The sequence below is a fragment of the Pseudoclavibacter sp. VKM Ac-2888 genome (assembly GCF_015351285.1).
In the GTDB taxonomy this organism is placed as follows: domain Bacteria; phylum Actinomycetota; class Actinomycetes; order Actinomycetales; family Microbacteriaceae; genus Pseudoclavibacter.
Window position 1 is genome coordinate 1 of record NZ_JADKSM010000003.1, and the last position, 17,272, is coordinate 17,272.

Genomic DNA, 17,272 nt, shown 5'->3' on the forward strand with positions numbered 1-17,272 from the left:
CACAACCCTGCGCGCGGGGACACGCACTCGCCCGCGCAACGCGCGCCCGACCGCACACCGAGGCTGGCTCACCCCGCACCGGATACCGCGCCCGCACCGCCGCGCACCCGCCACCACCGCAGAGTTGTGGCAAAACGCTCCTTGGGAGCTCCGCAACCGCACCCAGCCACAACCCTGCACACCTCCTGCACCACCGCGCGCCGGGCACCACCGCAGAATTGTGGGCAAACGCTCCTCGCAAGCACCGCAACAGCACCAAGCCACAACCCTGCGCGCGGGGACCCACGCACGCCGCCCAACGCGTGCCCGCACCGCCGCGCCCCGGCGCCATCGCAGAGTTGTGGGGAAGCGCTCCTTGGGGGCTCCGCGACCGCACCAAGCCACAACACTGTGTACGTCCCGGCACGCGCCGACCGACACGCACCGGACCAGGCATCGGACCAGGCGCCGAGGCCGGCTCACCCCGCGCGGTCGCGCACCAGACCGGACGCCACACCCGCTCACCCCGCTCACCCAGTAGCGCCGCAGAGTTGTGGCAAAACGCTCCTTGGGAGCTCCGCAACCGCACCCAGCCACAACCCTGCGCGCGTCCCGGCGCGTCCCCGCTCGCGCCAGCGGGCGCCAGCGCACTCAGGAGGGCAGCAGCATCGAGAGGGTGAAGCTCCAGACGCAGATGAAGGCGAGCATCCCGAGGCTGTAGCCGATGGAGCTGCGGAGGATCTCTCCCTCGCGGCCCGAGAGACCGACGGCGCCCGCGGCGATGGCGATCGACTGCGGCGAGATGACCTTCGCCGTCGTGCCGCCTGCCGTGTTGGCGGCGACGAGCAGCGAGGGCGCGACGCCGATGCGTCCGGCCGTCGCGACCTGCAGGGGCCCGAAGAGCGTGTTGTTGTTGACGACCGATCCGGTGAGGAACACGCCGAGCCACCCGATGATGGGCGCGAGGAGCGGGAAGACGGGGCCGACGGCGGCGAGCGCGCTGCCGATGCTCGCGGAGCCGCCCGAGTAGTTCGCGATGTTCGCGAGCACGAGGATGAGCGCGATGAGCACCAGCGCCTGCCAGAGCTCGCGGAACGTGGCGGCGAGCTGCCCCCACAGGTCTGCGGCCTTGAGGCTCGGCGTCGTGAGGAACGACACGATGACGGCGAGCAGGATGGCGGTGCCGGTGGCGCTGATGGGGGCGAAGTCCCAGGTCGTCGCGACGGGGTCACCGCTCGAGAGCGCGATCTCGCCGGTCAGGCCCGGAATCGGGAACTTGATGACCGCGGCGGCGAGCGGCCCGTCGACGGCGAAGAGCTGCTTGAACGCGGGGATGCTCCACACGAGGATGAGGCCCGTGAGGATGTAGAAGGGGCTCCAGGCGACCGCGATCTCGCGCACGCTGTGACGTTCCACGGCCGGCGCCTCCCCTCCGCCTTCGCGGAAGATGCGCTTCGGCTGCCAGACGCGGCCGAACACGAAGAGCGCGAGCATCGCCGCGAGGCCCGACCCGAGGTCGGCGAGTTCCGGCCCCAGGAACCACAGCACGGACGCCTGCACGCCGCTGAAGACGACGCTCACGACGAGGGTCGCCGGCCAGGTCTCGCGGAGGCCGCGCCAGCCGTCGAGGATCATGACGAGCAGGAACGGCACGAGGAATGTGAGGGGCTGCAGGAGCAGCATCATCATGCGGGACATCTCGAGCACCTCGACGCCGGCCACCTGCGCGCCGACGATCACGGGGATGCCGATCGCGCCGTATGCTCCCGCCGCGACGTTCGCGACGAGGGACAGCATGGCGGCCTTCACCGGCTTGAAGCCGAGCTGCACGAGGAGGGCCGCGCAGATCGCGATCGGCACCCCGAAGCCCGCCGCGCCCTCGAGGAACGCGCCGAACGCGAAGCTGATGAGCAGCACCTGGATGCGCTGGTCCGGCGAGATGCCCGAGATGGAGGCGCGGATCACGTCGAAGCGTCCGCTCGCGACGGCGAGGCGATACAGCCAGACGGCCATGACGATGATGTATGCGATGGGCCAGATGGCGGTGAGGACGCCGAGGAGCCCCGACCCTGCGACGGCGGTCCCCGGCATCCCGAACGCGACGAGCGCCACGAGGATCTCGGCGACGACGGCGATGCTGGCGGCGAGGATGCCCTTCATCTTGAGCGCCGTGAGGCAGATGAAGAAGATGGCGATCGGGATCACGGCGACGAGCGCCGACAACCAGGGATTTCCGAACGGGTCGATGTCCTGCATCCACATGAGAAGCTCCGTCCATCGTGGGCTCGAGAGCGCTGGGGAGCGTGCGCTGAGCTCTGCTCGTCACAGTAGCGGGCATGGGTCTCGCGGGGCGAGCGTTTCACCGGCGAAGTGCCGCCCGATCTGCTGCCGCCGCCTCGGCCCCGGCCTCTGCGTTCGCCGCATTCGCCGCGCCCGGCGCTGAGCTGTCACCGCATCCGCCGTTTCATTCGGCGCCGCTGCGACAGACTGCTCTCATGACGCGAATCGTGGCAGTTCTCGGAGACATCACTGAGCAGGCCGTCGACGCGGTCGTGAACGCGGCCAACAACGGGATGCGCGGGGGCGGCGGGGTCGACGGCGCCATCCACCGTGCGGGCGGACCCGCGGTGCTCCGTGAGTGCGTAGCCAGGTTCCCGGACGGCCTTGCGACCGGGGATGCCGGATATACGACCGCCGGGGAGCTGCCAGCCCGATGGGTCATCCACACCGTCGGGCCCGACTACGGCTCGGGCCAGCGCGATCGCACGCTGCTCACCTCCTGCTACCGGCGCTCGCTCGAGGTCGCCAACGAGCTCGGCGCCACCTCGGTCGCGTTCCCTCTCGTCAGCGCCGGCATCTACGCCTGGCCGCTCGAGGACGCGATCGCCGCCGCCATCGACACCATCTCGGGCTCGGGGTCGCAGGTCGAGGAAGTGCGCATCGTCGTGCGCGACCCCGAATTCCTCGCCCGAGTGGAGCGCGAGCTTCGCGATCGCGCCGCTGACGCCTGACGCCCTTCCCGGGCAGGTGGGTCAGAACTCGAGCGTGCCCGCCATCCGCTCTCCCGCGACCTCGACCCAATCGAGCGTCTCGTCCATGGCGCGCTGGCCGGAGCCGGCGAGCTCCGACAAGGACACGATGCTGACCCCGTCCCGCGCAAGCACCGCCCGCTCCTCGCCGCCGAGGCCCACACGGCCAGCGATCACCCCGAAGCGTGCGCCTTCCTCCTGCGCGAGCTTGCGCACGAGCGAGGGGACCTTGCCTGCCTCGGACTGCGCATCGAAGCTGCCCTCCCCGGTGATGACGAGGTCGGCCCCGCGCAGCAGCTCCCGCAGGCCGACCGCCTCGGCGACCGCCACGGCGCCCGCCGAGACCTCCGCGCCGACCGCGAGCAGGCCGAATCCCGTGCCGCCCGCCGCACCAGCACCGGGATGCGCCGCGAGCGCGAGGACATCGCCGCTCGCCTCCGGCGCCCCGTCGAGCACCTGCGCGAGCCGCGTGAGCCCGGCCTCGAGCAGGGGAACATCGTCGGCGGATGCGCCCTTCTGCGGCCCGAACACGGCGGCGGCCCCGGCCACCCCGAAGAGCGGATTCACGACATCGGTCAGCGCGACAAGGCCGTCGGCGGGGAGCCGGACGAGCCCGGAGATATCGACGCTCTCGAGCGAGTGCAGTCCGCGATTCCCGAGCGGGATGTCAGCGCCAGCGGCGTCGAGGAACCGCACGCCGAGCGCCGACAGCATCCCCGCGCCGCCGTCGGTCGACGCGCTGCTCCCCAGCCCCACGAGCACTCGCCTCGCGCCGTGCTCCGCCGCGAACCTGATCGCCTGACCGAGCCCGATGGTCGACGCTCGGGCGCACGACTCGCGGTCCACCCCGTCGAGCAGCGCGATGCCGCTCGTCTCCGCCAGCTCGACGACCCAGGTGCCGTCCGGGAGCTCCACGAGCTCAGCGTCAACGGGGGCACCGAGCGGCCCCTCGACGCGCACCGATGCCACTCGCGCGCCTGGAACCGAGCCGGCGATGGCCGCGGTCGTCCCCTCGCCGCCATCGGCCATCGGCACCTCGACGCACTCGTCCCCGGGCCTGGCGCGAAGCCAGCCCCGCCTGATCGCCGCGGCGACCTCGGCCGCCGAAGCGGTGCCCTTGAACGAATCCGGTGCGATGACGGTGCGGCGCTGCATGCCCCCAACCTACCGACCGGAACGCGCCCGAGGAAAGCGTTTCCCGCTAGGCTCCAGATATTCAGGGCGGCGCGCACCGTCGCGCGCCGGGGAGGAGACACGTGAGTCGACACGGAAACCACGTCACGCTCGGCGAGGTCGCGCAGGCGGCCGGCGTCTCGATCGCAACCGCCTCGCGCGCCATCAACGGCAGCGCTGGCAGGCGCGTGAACGAGGAGATCAAGAAGCGCGTCCAGGAGACCGCCGACCGGCTCGGCTACTCACCCAACCTGAGCGCGCAGGCCGTCGCGAGGGGCGCTTCCTCGACCATCGCCGTGGTCGTGAGCGACATCGCCGACCCGTACTTCAGCGCCATCGCGGCGGGCGTCATGCGCGGCGCCGAGGAAGCCAACCTCATCGTGACCATCGCCGCGGCAGAGCGGAGCGTCACGAACGAGCTCGAGATCGTGCGCACCCTGCGCGGGCAGCGCCCCCGCGCCATCATCCTCACCGGGTCCCGGCGCATCGACGACCCGCAGCAGGCGGCCCTCGAAGAGCAGCTGCTCGCGTACGACGCCTCCGGCGGGCGTGTCGTGCTCGTCGCCCAGGCCCCGTCCCCCTTCGACGTCGTCGAGCTCCGCAACCGCGACGGCGCGCAGGAGCTCGCGCGTCAGCTCGTGAACCAGGGCGGCCGGAGGTTCGGGATCATCACCGGGCCCCTGGAGCTGCTCACCAACCGAGACCGAGTGGATGGCTTCACCGAGGGGCTCGCGGAGTCGGACCTCGGCATCGACGACGACGCCGTCATCTCCACCTCCTTCACCCGCGACGGCGGCTACGAGGCGCTGCGCACGCTCCTCTCCCGCTTCCCGGACACCGACACCATCTTCGCGACCAGCGACCTCATGGCCACGGGCGTCCTCACCGCCCTCCGAGACCTCGGCAAGGAACCCGGCCGCGACGTGTCCGTCGCCGGCTTCGACGACATCGCGCTCGTGCGCGACGTGACTCCTCCCCTCACGACCGTCGTCGCACCCCTGAGCGACATGGGCTACCGCGCCGTGCGCCTCGCCCTCGCGGAGCGCGGCACGGACGGCCCCGTCGTGCTGCCCGTGAACACGGCCGTCGTCATCCGCGAGAGCACTCCGCGCCGCGGCTGACCCGTTGGCGGGCGCGCCTTGGAGACCGCCCTCGATCCGGGCCACAGACCAGGCCGGTACCCCCCGCTTCGATCTCGCGCTTGTTTCGGTAAGCGCTTTCCAATACGCTGGTCGAAGTCTCAACGCCGAGACTCAGACGAGAGGATGGATATGACCACGGACAAGCTCGGGATCATCGTCAACGGCGCGACGGGGCGCATGGGCTACCGCCAGCACCTCGTCCGCTCACTGCTCGCCCTCCGCGACGAGGGCGGCATCCCGCTGTCGGACGGCACGCGTCGCCCGATCGAGCTCTACCTCGTCGCCCGCAACGAGGAACGCCTCCGCGAGCTGGCCGCGAAGCACGGCATCGACAAGTACACGACCGACCTCGACGTCGCCCTCGCCGACGAAGACTTCCCCGTCTACTTCGACGCGCTCATCACGCGGCTGCGCGTCCCCGCGATCCGCAAGGCCATCGCCGCCGGCAAGGCCATCTACACCGAGAAGCCCACGGCGGAGAGCTACGCCGACGCGCTGGCCCTCGCCGAGGAGGCGGAGGCGGCCGGCGTCAAGAACGGCGTCGTCCACGACAAGCTCTACCTGCCGGGCCTCATCAAGCTGCGCCGCCTCATCGAGAGCGGCTTCTTCGGCGAGATCCTCTCCGTGCGCGGCGAATTCGGCTACTGGGTCTTCGAAGGCGACTGGCAGCCGTCGCAGCGACCGAGCTGGAACTACCGCTCCGAGGACGGCGGCGGCATCGTCGTCGACATGTTCCCGCACTGGAACTACGTCATCGAGAACCTCTTCGGCGAGATCTCCTCCGTCTACGCCGAGACGCGCACCCACATCCCCGAGCGCGTCGACGAGGCGGGAAAGCGCTACACGGCAACCGCCGACGACGCGGCGTACGCGATCTTCGACCTCGCCGACGGACCGATCGTGCAGTTCAACTCGAGCTGGACCGTGCGCGTCAACCGCGACGAGCTCGTCGAGATCCACGTCGACGGCACGCACGGGAGCGCCGTCGCCGGCCTCTTCGGCGCCAAGGTGCAGCCCCGCAACGTCACCCCGAAGCCCACCTGGAACCCCGACCTGCGCGACGAGCACGACTACTCCGCGGACTGGATCGAGGTGCCGCAGAACGACGCCGTCGACAACGGCTTCAAGCTGCAGTGGATCGAGTTCCTCCGCTACGTGCTCGAGGACGGCACCCACGACTACGACTTCCGCTCGGGGGCCAAGGGCATGCTGCTCGCCGAGGCCGCACTCGAGTCGAATGCGTCTGGCCGCCGCGTGTCGCTGGCAGATCAGGCGGGTGCGAAGTGACGGTGACGCAGGTGATCGACAGCACGCGGACGGCGACCGGCACTCGTCTCGCCCTGCTCTCCCCCGCTGGCGAGTCGTCGCGGGTCGAGCTGCTCGAGGCCCCCGCCTTCCAGCGCCCGACGGGCGCGCTCCGCTCCCGCGAGCTGTACGCGGCGGCGCACGTCATCCCCCGCGCGACGGCCGACAACGTGCCTGGCGCACCTGCCGACATCGACTGGGATGCGACGCTCGGCTACCGGCGGCAGCTCTGGTCGTGGGGGCTCGGCGTCGCCGATGCCATGGACACGGCGCAGCGCAACATGGGACTCGACGCTCGTGCGACGCGCGAGCTCATCGCCCGCAGCTCCGCGGCCGCGCGCGAGGAGGGCGGCAGTATCGCCGTCGGCGTCAACACCGACTCCCGCACGGAGGAGGTGCTGACCCTCGACGAGATCGAGCACGCCTACCTCGAGCAGCTGGCGTTCGCGGAGGAGCAAGGCGCACTTCCCGTCATCATGGCGAGCCGACACCTGGCCCGCGCGGCGCAGTCCCCCGCCGACTACGCCCGCGTCTACACGCGCGTGCTCGGCGCCGTCTCGTCGAAGGCGGTGCTGCACTGGCTCGGCACCGCGTTCGACCCTGCTCTGCGCGGCTACTTCGGCGCCGACGCCTGGCAGCAGGCGTCCGACCTTGTCATCACCCTCATCGAGGAGCACGCCGATAAGGTCAGCGGCATCAAGATGAGCCTCCTGGATGCGGACGCCGAACGGGCCGTTCGCGCACGCCTCCCCGAGGGCGTCACGATGTTCACGGGCGACGACTTCAACTACGTCGAGCTGATCGAGGACGACGCGGACGGCATCCACTCCGACGCCCTCCTCGGCGCGTTCAGCGTGCTCGCGCCGAGCGCATCCGCCGCCGTACAGGCCCTCGACGCGGGCGACCCCGCTGGGTTCCGGCGCATCCTCGAGCCGACGCAGGAGCTGTCGCGGCAGGTCTTCGCCGCACCCACCTTCTACTACAAGACGGGCGTCGCGTTCCTCAGCTGGCTGAACGGCCACCAGGATGCGTTCCAGATGGTGGGCGGGCTGCACGCGGCCCGCAGCCTCCCGCACCTCTCGCGCATCGTGGAGCTCGCGAACACGTCCGGGGCGCTCGAGCGGCCCGAGCTCGCGGCCGAACGCTGGCACGCGATGCTGCGCCTCAACGGCGTCGACGCCACCTCGGGGGTGCTCGCATGAGCGCGCACCCCCGCCTGTCGATCAATCAGGCGACGATCAAGCACGCCTCGCTGCGGCAGGCCGTCGATGCGACCGTGCGTCAGGGCGTGCAGAGCATCGGGCTGTGGCGGGAGCCGGTCGCGGACGTCGGCCTCGCGGACGCGGCGCGCATGCTCGCCGACTCCGGGCTGCGGTTCTCCAGCCACTGCCGCGGCGGGTTCGTGACGATGCCGGAGGGCGCTGAGCGTCGGGCGGCCATCGACGACAACCGCAGGGCCATCGAGGAGGCGGCAACGCTTGCCGCAGCCGGCGCTCCAGGGTCGTCGGCGTCGCTCATCATCGTCGCGGGAGGCATCCCGGAGGGAAGCCGCGACCTCGCGGGGGCCCGCGGCCGCCTCGAGGAGGCCATCGCCGAGCTCGCGCCCGAGGCGCAGGCGGCGGGCGTCACGCTTGTGCTCGAGCCCCTGCACCCCATTTACGCGTCCGACCGGGCGGTGCTCTCGACCCTCAAGCAGGCGCTCGACCTCGCCGATCGTGTCGGGAGCCCCGCCGTCGGCGTGGTCATCGACTCGTTCCACGTCTGGTGGGATCCGGATGCCCAGGAGCAGATCGCCCGGGCCGGGAGAGACGGCCGAATCGCCTCGTACCAGGTGTGCGATTGGGCAACTCCCCTCCCCGCCGACGTGCTGCTGAGCCGCCACCTCCCCGGCGCCGGCATCATCGACTTCGCCGAGCTCACGAGCTGGGTCACCGATGCCGGCTACACGGGCGACGTCGAGGTCGAGGTGTTCAACGCCGAGCTGTGGGCGAAGGACTTCGACGAGGCGCTCGCCGACACGGTCGAGGCATTCGGAACGCACGTCGGCACCCACCTCGCGCTGCCGGTGCGCGGCTGAGGCCAGACCCGCACGAGCGAGCAGAGCGCCTGCCCCGATCCGGGGCAGGCGCTCTGCTGTGTGCCCGCGCTGTTCTGCCGGGGCCCGGGCGCGGGCGTGCCGGCGCTGCTCCGCCGGGACCCGGGCGCGGGCGTGCCGGCGCACGGTGCCCGCGCTGCTCTGCCGGGAACCGGGGCGGGCGTGCCGTCGCACGAAGAGGCCCGCCCACCTTGCGGTGAGCGGGCCAGGTGCTTCGATGGTCGCGGTTCGGCGGGGCGTTCAGTCGCCGCCGAGAGGGCTGCCGAGGAGTTCGCGGATGCGCCCGGCGACCTTGTGGAAGCGCGGGTCCTCGAGCGTCGGCTCGTACTCGCGTTCGCGCGGCAGGTCGACGTCGAACTCCTGGATGATCGTGCCGGGGCGCGGCCCCATGAGCACCACCCTGCTCGCCAGGTAGACAGCCTCGGGCACGGAGTGCGTCACGAGGAGCACGGTCAGGTCGGTCTGCGCCCAGAGGCGCTGGAGCTCGACGTTGAGGTGCTCCCTCGTGAGCGCATCCAGGGCCCCGAAGGGCTCGTCCATGAGGAGGACATCGGGGTCATGCAGGAGGGCCCGGCACAGCGAGACGCGCTGTTGCATGCCGCCGGACAGTTCGTGCGGGAGGGCCTTCGCGAAGTCGGTGAGGCTCGTGAGCTCGAGGAGCTCGTCGCACCGTTTCGACGCTGCCGCCTTGTCGAGGCCTCGCATCTCGGCCTGCAGCAGGATGTTGCCGCGCACGTCTCGCCACGGCAGCAGGGCCGGTCGCTGGAAGACGAACCCGACGTCCTGCCGCGGCGAGGTGACTCGGGAGCCGCGCAGCTCGATGGTTCCCTCGGTCGGCACGGTGAGGCCGGCGACCGCCCGCAGCAGGGTCGACTTCCCGCATCCCGACGGCCCCACGATGGAGACGAACTCCCCCTTGCGGACGTGCAGGTCGACGTCGCGCAGCGCCTGCACGCTGCGTCGCTTCGTCTCGAAGCGGATGCCGACGTCGTCGATGCCGAGCAGGTAGTCCTGGTGGCCGCCCGCCGAGGAGGGCGCCGTGCGCTCGTTGACCGTCATGCTCATTCTGCCGCTCCGCTCGGCTCGAAGCTCGCGTCGAAGTAGTCCTCGACGGGCTTCGCCTCCTCGATGAGCCCGGCCGTGGAGAGCACCTCGATGGTCGCCTCCCAGTCTCCGGTCGTGTTGACGCCGGGCGCGTTGCCGTCGCTCTCGGGGGATGTGAGGAGCGGGATGGTGTTGTTCCACTGCTCGATGAGCACTTCGGCCGCGGGCATCTGCGGGTCCTTGCCGTCCATGGCGGCGACGGCATCCTCAGGCGCCTCGGTGGCTGCCGCGTACGCCTCGGAGGTCGCGGCGACCATGTTCTCGACGAGGTCCGGGTTGCTCTCGATGAGATCGGTGTTGGCGATGAGGCCGTTGCTGAAGAAGTTCAGTCCGACGTCGGAGTACTTCAGGTAGGTGACGTCCTTGCCGCTCTGCGCGGCGATCGTCGGGCCCTGGTCGTGGGCGAAGCCGATGAGCCCGTCGACCTGCTCGTTGATCATCGCGGCCATCTTGCCGGCGGCGTCGAGGTTCTGCTGCGTGACATCCCCCTCTTCCAGGCCGGCGGCTTCCAGGTAGAGCGGGAACGTCGTCGTCGGCGCGTCTCCCGCGGAGGTCGCGATGGTCTTGCCCTTGAGGTCGGCGGGCGTCGAGATGCCGGAGTCGGTGAAGACCTGCACGGCGGACGGCGTGGTCTGCAGGAAGACCCCGACGCTGCGGATGCTCACGCCCTTGTCGATGTTGGCGAGCACGGCCGGGGTGTCTGCCCAGCCGAAGTCCACCTGCCCTTGGCCGACGGCCTGGGCGGTCTTCGTCGACCCCTGGCCCGCCTGGATCGTGAGGTTGATGCCGTGCTCTTCGAAGATGCCCTGTTCGACCCCGTAGTAGAAGGGGGCGTGCTCGCCGTACGGGTACCAGTTGAGCATGAGCGTCACGTCGGTGAGGCCGGCTTCGCCGTCGGCTCCGGCGGCTCCCGGTTCGGGGGATGCGTTTCCGGAGCACGCGGTGAGGAGGAGCGCGCTGGCGGCGACGGCGGTGACGAGCCCGTTGCGGATTGTCTTCTTTGACATGAGGGGCCTTTCCAGTTGTGGGTCGAGGCGGTGGGGGTCGAGGGGGTGGGAGGTGGCTGCTGTCAGCTCTCGAGGTTGCGACGCGACGCGTGCCAGGGCACGAGGAAGCGCTCGGCGACGAGGATGACAGCGAAGAGGAGGATGCCGAGGAGGGACATGATGATGAGGGCGGCGAACAGCATGGCGGTGTCGACGTTGCCGTTGGCCTGCAGGATGACGTAGCCGAGGCCGGCGTTGGCGCCGACGAACTCGCCGACGACGGCTCCAGTGACGGCGAGCGTCGCGGCGACCTTCATGCCGGAGAGCAGCTCCGGCAGCGCGGCGGGGAAGCGCACCTTCACGAACGTCTTCCATCGTGAGGCGCCCATGGTGCTCGTGAGCTCCAGGATCTCGGGGTCGATCGTGCGGAGGCCGCTGATGCCGGCGATGACGATGGGGAAGAAGGCCATGAGCACGGCGACGAGGATCTTCGGTTCGGGACCGAACCCCATCCACACGATGAAGAGCGGCGCGATGGCGATCTTCGGGATGACCTGCGCGAACAGGATCAGCGGGTAGAAGGTGCGCTCGAGGGTGCGGGAGTAGACCATGATCACGGCGACCGCGACGCCGAGGACCACGGAGAGGGCGAAGCCGATGACGGTCTCGACGGTGGTCACCCACGTGTTGTCCCACAGGTACTGCGGGTTGTCGGTGAACGCCGCGAGGGTGTCGGCGGGCGAGGGCAGGATGTAGGAGGCGACGGTTCCGGTCTCCGTCACCGCCCACCAGGCCGCGAACGCGACGATGAGGAAGATGGCCGGGTAGGTGTAGCCGGAGAGTCCCTTGGCGATGGAGCGTCGCTTCACGGGTGGGGGCGTTGCGTCAGTCGGCGAGCCGATGACTGGGGTGTTGGTGGTTGCGCTCGTCATGCGGAGCTCCTTACAGCGTTGTAAGAGGGGACTCGGTCGAACGCGGCACCCGGTTGAGCTCTCACGGTGGGTAACCGCTTTCCCGATTGCTCCAACATAACGTGGAATGATCCGCGAGACAACCGTCAGTGATCCAGGGAGCGCTTTCCGATTCGCCGCACGCGCGAGCCCGGGCAGCGGGCAACTCCCCGCCCCCGCTCCCAGGCGCCACCCGAGCTCGGTTCGTAGCGTGGAGCACATGAGCGCTTACGACTACTTGATCATCGGCGGAGGAATGGTCGCGGATGCGGCCGCCCGCGGCATCCGCGAACGAGACGACACGGGCACCATCGGCATCCTGAGCGCCGACGTCGACGAACCCTACGCGCGGCCCGCGCTCTCGAAGAAGCTCTGGGTCGACCCCGACTTCACGTGGGAGCAGACGCCGCTCGGCACGAGCGACGCGACGGGCGCCGAGATCACGCTCGGCACGCTCGTGACGGGCATCGACCGCGAGGCGAAGACCGTCACGACCGACACCGGCGAGACCGTCAGCTACGGCAAGCTGCTGCTCGCGACGGGCTCCAAGCCCGTCGAGATCGACGTGCCCGAGAGCACGCGCATCCTCTTCTTCCGCTCGGCGAGCGATTACCGACGCCTGCGCGAGCTCAGCGAGGGGAACACCCACGCGGTCGTCGTCGGCGGCGGGTACATCGGCACGGAGATCGCGGCGGCCCTCGCGCAGAACCACGTGGAGGTCGACCTGGTCTTCCCCGACGAGGTGCTCGGCGCATCCACGTTCCCGCCGTCGCTCGCCGAACGATTCCAGGAGCTGTTCGTGGAGCACGGCGTGGGGCTCGTGCCCGGGCGCCGCGTCGAGCGCGTGCGCGCCGAGGTGCGGGCACCCTACGACGAGGCGACCGCGGAGGCAGCCGAGGCAGCCGAGGCCGTGGAGACCGTGGAGACCGCGACTGGCGCCCCCTCCCCCGACACCACCCCGGATGGTGTGACCGTCGTCTTCGACAACGGAGCGGAGACGGAGGCCGACTTCGTCGTGTTCGGCCTCGGAGCGAAGCCCGTCGTCGACCTGGCGGAGGACTCCGGCCTCGTGGTCGACGACGGAGGCGTGGTCGTCGACGAGCAGCTCCGCACCATCGACCCGTCCATCTGGGCGGCCGGCGACATCGCCGTCTACCCGGACCCGGTGCTCGGCCAGACGCGCGTCGAGCACGTCGACAACGCCACCGAGATGGGGGCGGCCGCGGGCCGTTCGATGGCGGGTGCCGCCGAACCGTACTCGCACACCCCGTACTTCTACTCGATGGTGTTCGGCACGCGGTGGGAAGCGGTCGGCACCCTCGACCCGGAGCTCGACGTGCTGGACGCGGCGCTGCCCGAGTCCGGCGAGTCCGACCAGAGCCGAGTCACCTACTTCCGCGACGAGTCGGGGGCACCCGTCGGCGTGCTGCTCTGGGATGTCGGCGAGAGCGAAGCGCTGCGCGACGCGGCCCGAGCCGTGATCGACGACGGCGTGACGTCGACCGAGGAGCTGCGCACCCGCATCCGCTGACGCCGTCCCACCAGCGCCAGCGACTGCCCGCCAGCAGACGCCGAAGGCCCGCCACCTGGGCGGGCCTTCGTGGTCTGCGGCAGCGCCGCGACGGCAGTGCTACTCGGTGCCGACTGCCGCGTCGGCGCCGTCGCGCATCTTCTGGATGTGCTCGTCGTGCTGGTTGCCGATCGCGGTGTCCGCGTGATCTCCGGCCGCGTCGAACGCGTGGTCGGTGAACTGCTCACCCTGCTCGCTGTTCGCCGCCTGCGCTGCCTTGTCGCCGATGTTCTCGAATACCATTCGGTCTCCTTCACTTCGTCGGTTCGGCGCGATTGCGCCATGCGACGAGTCCAGCATCCGCACGTGGATGCGCGGTGTGCGGTAGCTTGGCGCGACTCAGGCTCGCGGTTGCCCGGCTGGTACCGTGCCCATACGTTCCTCGCGGAGGGCCTCGAGTTCGAGGCCCCGCTCGGTGCTCGGGAAGCGCGCGGCGGTCGAGCGCACCAACGCTGCGGCGAAGTTCGCGCCGAAGAGCTCGCTGCCCGGCTGCAGGGAGAAGCTGTCGTGCAGGGTGCCGACGAGCACGGGGTCGAAGCCGGCGGCATCCACGAGCAGCGAGGCGCCGGCGATGTCCGCGGGGTCGTCGCCCGCGATGCCGATCCCTCGCCTGCCGACAGCGCCTGCGGGCTTCGGCCCCTCGTCGAGGTCGTGGTAGCCCATGTGGTTGAAGGCCTTGACGACTCGCGACTCGGAGAGCAGCTCCTGGATGAGCTCGCTTGTGGCCGTGAACGGGTCGTTGAGGTCGTCGCGCACGCCGTCGATCTCCCACCAGTAGTTCATGGCGTCGATGACGAGCTTCCCGCGCAGCTCGTCGCGGGGAATCGCCTCGTGCCGGTCGAGCGGCAGGGCCTTCCCGAGCGGCAGCGCGAGGATGACGACGTCGGCCTGCCGGGCCACCTCGGCGCTGGTGCCCGTGGTGGCGCCGGGCACGAGCACATCGATGATGAGCTCGATCTTGCTCGGGGAGCCGGAACCCGCGATGAGCACCCGGTAGCCGCTCGCGATGAGGAGGCGAGCGAGGACCGTGCCGACCTTGCCGGCCCCCAGGATGCTGATCGTGGGCAGGCTCGCTGCCGTCCGGCCCGGGGTGGGCTGAGCGTCAGACATCGATGGACTCCTTCGCGAGCAGGGCGCGCACGCGGGGTGCGACCTCGGTGCCGAGCAGGGTGATGGTCTGCGAGCGTGCATCCACCGGCAGGCCGATGACGTCGTACTTGAGGTCGAAGCGGCTGATGCGCAGCGCCTCGACCATGCGCACGATCTTCTTCGCGACCGTGTCCGGGGAGCCGACGAAGAGGGCGCCCGTCTCGAGCTCCTGAAGGTAGCGGTCCTTCGTGGGCGGGTAGAAGCCGCGCTCCCTGCCCATCATCTCGACCATGGGCTTCCACGACTCCCACCAGGTCTCGGCCGCTTCCTCGTCGGTCTCGGCCACGAGGCCGAGCGCGTGCTGGCCGACGCGATTCGCTGGCATCCCGAACTTCTCGAGCGCGCGATGGTAGAGGTCGACGTGGCCGGCGAATCGCTCGGGCTGGCCGCCGATGATTGCGAGCATGAGCGGCAGACCGTAGCGGGCCGCCCGCACGACCGAGTCGGGGCTGCCGCCGACGCCGACCCACGTGGGGATGCCACCGGGGCGCATCGTCGGGTGCAGGGTCTGGTCGACGAGCGGCGCGCGGACCGTGCCAGACCAGGTCACCGAGGAGTTGCGCTGCAGCTGCATGAAGAGGTCGAGCTTCTCCTCGAAGAGCTGCTCGTAGTCGGCGATGTCGTAGCCGAAGAGCGGGAACGATTGGGTCTGGGACGCGCGCCCCACGACCATCTGCGCGCGCCCGTTCGACAGCGCATCCAGGGTCGAGAACTCGGTGTAGAGGCGCACGGGGTCGTTCGTGCTGAGGACGGTCACGGCAGAGCCGAGCCCGATGCGCTCCGTCGCCGTGGCGATGCCCGCGAGGATGACGGGGGGCGCGGAGTCGACGAAGCCCTCCCGGTAGTGCTCGCCGATGCTGAAGACGTCGAGACCGACCTGCTCGGCGAGGCGCGCCTCGTCGACGAGCAGGCGCACCGTCTCGGCGTCGGACATGGGACGGCCGTCGACGTTCGGCACGTCGCCGAACGAGTTGAGGCCGATCTCGAATCCGAACTGGGCTGCATCCACTGCGCTCATCTGCGTGCCCTTCTGCGTGCTCATGGGTCCTCCAGGTAGTTGACGCGTCAATCATGCATCCGAGTAGTTGATATGTCAACTACGTGGCATGATGGGGGCGACACGAACGACGGAGGACCCATGGGCACGCAGAAGCGAACGCAGATCAGCGCCGAGGAGCTGCGGGTCTGGCGCGGGTTCATCGAGACCACGAGCGTGCTGAACTCGCGCCTCGCGAGCCGCATGCAGAGCGAGTCAGCGCTCTCTACGGGCGACTACAGCGTCCTGCTTGCACTGCGCGAGGCGCCCAGCCGCTCACTGCGCTCGTCGGAGCTCGCGGCGACGATCGGCTGGGAGCGCAGTCGCCTCTCGCATCAGCTCGGCCGCATGGAGAAGCGCGGCCTCCTGCGCCGCGACCCCTGCGCCGACGACACTCGGGGTTCGGTGGTGAGCCTCACCGAGGAGGGCGCCGCCGCGTTCCGGCGCGGCTCGGTGCCCCACCTCAAGGCCATCCAGGAACTCTTCCTCGACGCCCTGTCGCCCGAGCAGCTGACCCAGGTGGCGTCGATCACGGAGGCCCTGCGCGAGCACCTGGGGCTCGACGAGGCGGAGGGCGGCGCCGACCGTGTCTGAGGCACCACGCTCCGCGACGGTCGTCGTCATCGGCGCCGGCCAGGCGGGCCTCTCGGCCGGCTTCCACCTGTCGCGGCGCGGCTTCGCGAGCGCCCTCGACGAGCCGAACGCCGAGCGCACCTTCGTGCTGCTGGATGCGAACCCCAAGCCGGGCGGCGCATGGCAGCACCGCTGGGAGTCCCTGACGATGGCGACCGTGAACGGCATCTTCGACCTGCCCACGTTCGCGCGCACCCCTGGCAGCGAGGACGAGCCGAGTCGCGACGCGGTGCCCCGGTACTTCGCCGAGTTCGAGCGCGCGAAGCCCCTGCCCATCCTGCGCCCCGTTCGGGTGCTCGAGGTGTCGCGCATCGATGACGACCCGCAGGGAGCGCTCCTCGTCGCGACCGACGGCGCCGGAGGGTGGCGCGCCGACGCGATCATCAACGCGACCGGAACGTGGAACAACCCGCTGCTGCCGAGCATCCCGGGCCAGGACTCGTTCCGCGGCACGCAGCTGCACACGCGCGACTACGTGTCGGCGTCGGCGTTCGAAGGCCAGCGGGTCGCGGTCGTCGGCGGCGGCATCTCGGCGGTGCAGCAGCTCGAGGAGATCTCGCGCGGGGCGCAGACGTTCTGGTACACGCGACGCGAGCCGGTCTTCCTCGAGAACGGCTTCAACCCGGAGGTGGAGGGGCGCAGCACCATCGCGAAGGTGACGGCCGACGTCGAGGCGGGCAAGCCGTCGAGCAGCGTCGTCTCGTACACGGGCCTCGGCTGGTCGACCTACGCGGTAGCGGCCCGGGATCGGGGCGCGCTCGAGCGGCGGCCCATGTTCACCGCCATCGAGCCGGACGGCGTGCGCGAGGCCGACGGGTCCTTCACGCCGGTCGACGCGATCCTGTGGGCCACGGGGTTCCGCGCCGACCTCGCGCACCTCGACGGGCTCGGGCTGCGCAACCCCCGCGGCGGCATCACGATGCGCGGCACGCAGGTCGCCGACGAGCCGCGCATCCACCTCATCGGCTTCGGCCCGTCGCAGTCGACGGTCGGCGCGAACCGGGCAGGACGCGACGCGGTGCGGGCGATCGAGAAGCTGGGGCTCCAGCGGGGCGAGCGCCCCGCTGACCCACGGGAGCCCGCAGTCCGGCGATGATGTGTGGCCGCCCAGCCTCGGTGCG

At 70.6% G+C, this 17,272-nt stretch carries 16 protein-coding genes; 8 read left to right on the forward strand and 8 right to left on the reverse strand.

What is annotated here, in order from left to right:
• Nucleotides 1-630: 630 nt before the first annotated feature.
• Nucleotides 631-2,241: an L-lactate permease gene (locus tag ITJ61_RS17365; protein ID WP_194686961.1), complete on the reverse strand. Its 1,611-nt coding sequence runs from the start codon at nt 2,239-2,241 to the stop codon at nt 631-633.
• 233 nt (nt 2,242-2,474) lie between these two features.
• On the opposite strand from ITJ61_RS17365, the gene ITJ61_RS17370 reads away from it, so the two are divergent.
• Complete coding sequence (locus ITJ61_RS17370; protein ID WP_194686962.1) at nt 2,475-2,990, forward strand: O-acetyl-ADP-ribose deacetylase; 516 nt, start codon at nt 2,475-2,477, stop codon at nt 2,988-2,990.
• 21 nt (nt 2,991-3,011) lie between these two features.
• Here the strand turns inward: ITJ61_RS17370 and ITJ61_RS17375 are convergent, their stop codons facing one another.
• Nucleotides 3,012-4,163 carry a glycerate kinase gene (locus ITJ61_RS17375; RefSeq protein WP_194686963.1) on the reverse strand — a complete coding sequence of 384 codons (1,152 nt, stop codon included), beginning with the start codon at nt 4,161-4,163 and terminating at the stop codon, nt 3,012-3,014.
• A 101-nt stretch (nt 4,164-4,264) separates the two neighbouring features.
• Between ITJ61_RS17375 and ITJ61_RS17380 the strand changes: the two genes are divergently transcribed.
• The 4 genes from ITJ61_RS17380 (at nt 4,265) to ITJ61_RS17395 (ending at nt 8,705) form a co-directional block, all read left to right on the forward strand.
• Nucleotides 4,265-5,302, forward strand: coding sequence for a LacI family DNA-binding transcriptional regulator (locus tag ITJ61_RS17380; RefSeq protein WP_104341596.1), 1,038 nt, complete (start codon nt 4,265-4,267; stop codon nt 5,300-5,302).
• A gap of 150 nt (nt 5,303-5,452) precedes the next feature.
• Nucleotides 5,453-6,610, forward strand: coding sequence for a Gfo/Idh/MocA family protein (locus ITJ61_RS17385; RefSeq protein WP_194686964.1), 1,158 nt, complete (start codon nt 5,453-5,455; stop codon nt 6,608-6,610).
• Nucleotides 6,611-6,624: 14 nt separating this feature from the next.
• Nucleotides 6,625-7,830, forward strand: coding sequence for a dihydrodipicolinate synthase family protein (locus ITJ61_RS17390; protein WP_416366862.1), 1,206 nt, complete (start codon nt 6,625-6,627; stop codon nt 7,828-7,830).
• Nucleotides 7,827-8,705: a sugar phosphate isomerase/epimerase family protein gene (locus tag ITJ61_RS17395; RefSeq protein ID WP_194686966.1), complete on the forward strand. Its 879-nt coding sequence runs from the start codon at nt 7,827-7,829 to the stop codon at nt 8,703-8,705. Before ITJ61_RS17390 ends, ITJ61_RS17395 begins: the two co-directional genes overlap by 4 nt.
• Before the next feature lie 258 nt (nt 8,706-8,963).
• Here the strand turns inward: ITJ61_RS17395 and ITJ61_RS17400 are convergent, their stop codons facing one another.
• The 3 genes from ITJ61_RS17400 to ITJ61_RS17410 all read right to left on the reverse strand — a co-directional run bounded on the left by ITJ61_RS17400 (nt 8,964) and on the right by ITJ61_RS17410 (nt 11,745).
• Nucleotides 8,964-9,788 (reverse strand): ABC transporter ATP-binding protein, encoded by an 825-nt coding sequence (locus ITJ61_RS17400; RefSeq protein WP_104240556.1) that lies wholly within the window; start codon nt 9,786-9,788, stop codon nt 8,964-8,966.
• On the reverse strand, nt 9,785-10,834 hold the full coding sequence (locus ITJ61_RS17405; protein WP_104240555.1) for an ABC transporter substrate-binding protein: 1,050 nt from the start codon (nt 10,832-10,834) through the stop codon (nt 9,785-9,787). The genes ITJ61_RS17400 and ITJ61_RS17405 overlap by 4 nt, the downstream gene beginning before the upstream one ends.
• Nucleotides 10,835-10,896: 62 nt before the next feature.
• On the reverse strand, nt 10,897-11,745 hold the full coding sequence (locus ITJ61_RS17410; RefSeq protein ID WP_104240554.1) for an ABC transporter permease: 849 nt from the start codon (nt 11,743-11,745) through the stop codon (nt 10,897-10,899).
• Nucleotides 11,746-11,983: 238 nt separating this feature from the next.
• Between ITJ61_RS17410 and ITJ61_RS17415 the strand changes: the two genes are divergently transcribed.
• Nucleotides 11,984-13,294: an NAD(P)/FAD-dependent oxidoreductase gene (locus ITJ61_RS17415; protein ID WP_194686967.1), complete on the forward strand. Its 1,311-nt coding sequence runs from the start codon at nt 11,984-11,986 to the stop codon at nt 13,292-13,294.
• Between the two features lie 99 nt (nt 13,295-13,393).
• Here ITJ61_RS17415 and ITJ61_RS17420 read toward each other — a convergent pair whose 3' ends face one another.
• The 3 genes from ITJ61_RS17420 to ITJ61_RS17430 all read right to left on the reverse strand — a co-directional run bounded on the left by ITJ61_RS17420 (nt 13,394) and on the right by ITJ61_RS17430 (nt 15,524).
• Nucleotides 13,394-13,576, reverse strand: a complete 183-nt coding sequence (locus tag ITJ61_RS17420; RefSeq protein WP_104240552.1) for an antitoxin — start codon at nt 13,574-13,576, stop codon at nt 13,394-13,396.
• Between the two features lie 96 nt (nt 13,577-13,672).
• Nucleotides 13,673-14,443 carry an NADPH-dependent F420 reductase gene (locus tag ITJ61_RS17425; RefSeq protein WP_194686968.1) on the reverse strand — a complete coding sequence of 257 codons (771 nt, stop codon included), beginning with the start codon at nt 14,441-14,443 and terminating at the stop codon, nt 13,673-13,675.
• Nucleotides 14,436-15,524, reverse strand: a complete 1,089-nt coding sequence (locus ITJ61_RS17430; RefSeq protein WP_194686969.1) for an LLM class flavin-dependent oxidoreductase — start codon at nt 15,522-15,524, stop codon at nt 14,436-14,438. The genes ITJ61_RS17425 and ITJ61_RS17430 overlap by 8 nt, the downstream gene beginning before the upstream one ends.
• A 96-nt stretch (nt 15,525-15,620) precedes the next feature.
• On the opposite strand from ITJ61_RS17430, the gene ITJ61_RS17435 reads away from it, so the two are divergent.
• Nucleotides 15,621-16,112, forward strand: coding sequence for a MarR family winged helix-turn-helix transcriptional regulator (locus tag ITJ61_RS17435; protein ID WP_104306163.1), 492 nt, complete (start codon nt 15,621-15,623; stop codon nt 16,110-16,112).
• Nucleotides 16,105-17,247 carry an NAD(P)-binding domain-containing protein gene (locus tag ITJ61_RS17440; RefSeq protein ID WP_194686970.1) on the forward strand — a complete coding sequence of 381 codons (1,143 nt, stop codon included), beginning with the start codon at nt 16,105-16,107 and terminating at the stop codon, nt 17,245-17,247. The genes ITJ61_RS17435 and ITJ61_RS17440 overlap by 8 nt, the downstream gene beginning before the upstream one ends.
• The last annotated feature ends 25 nt before the right edge of the window (nt 17,248-17,272 follow it).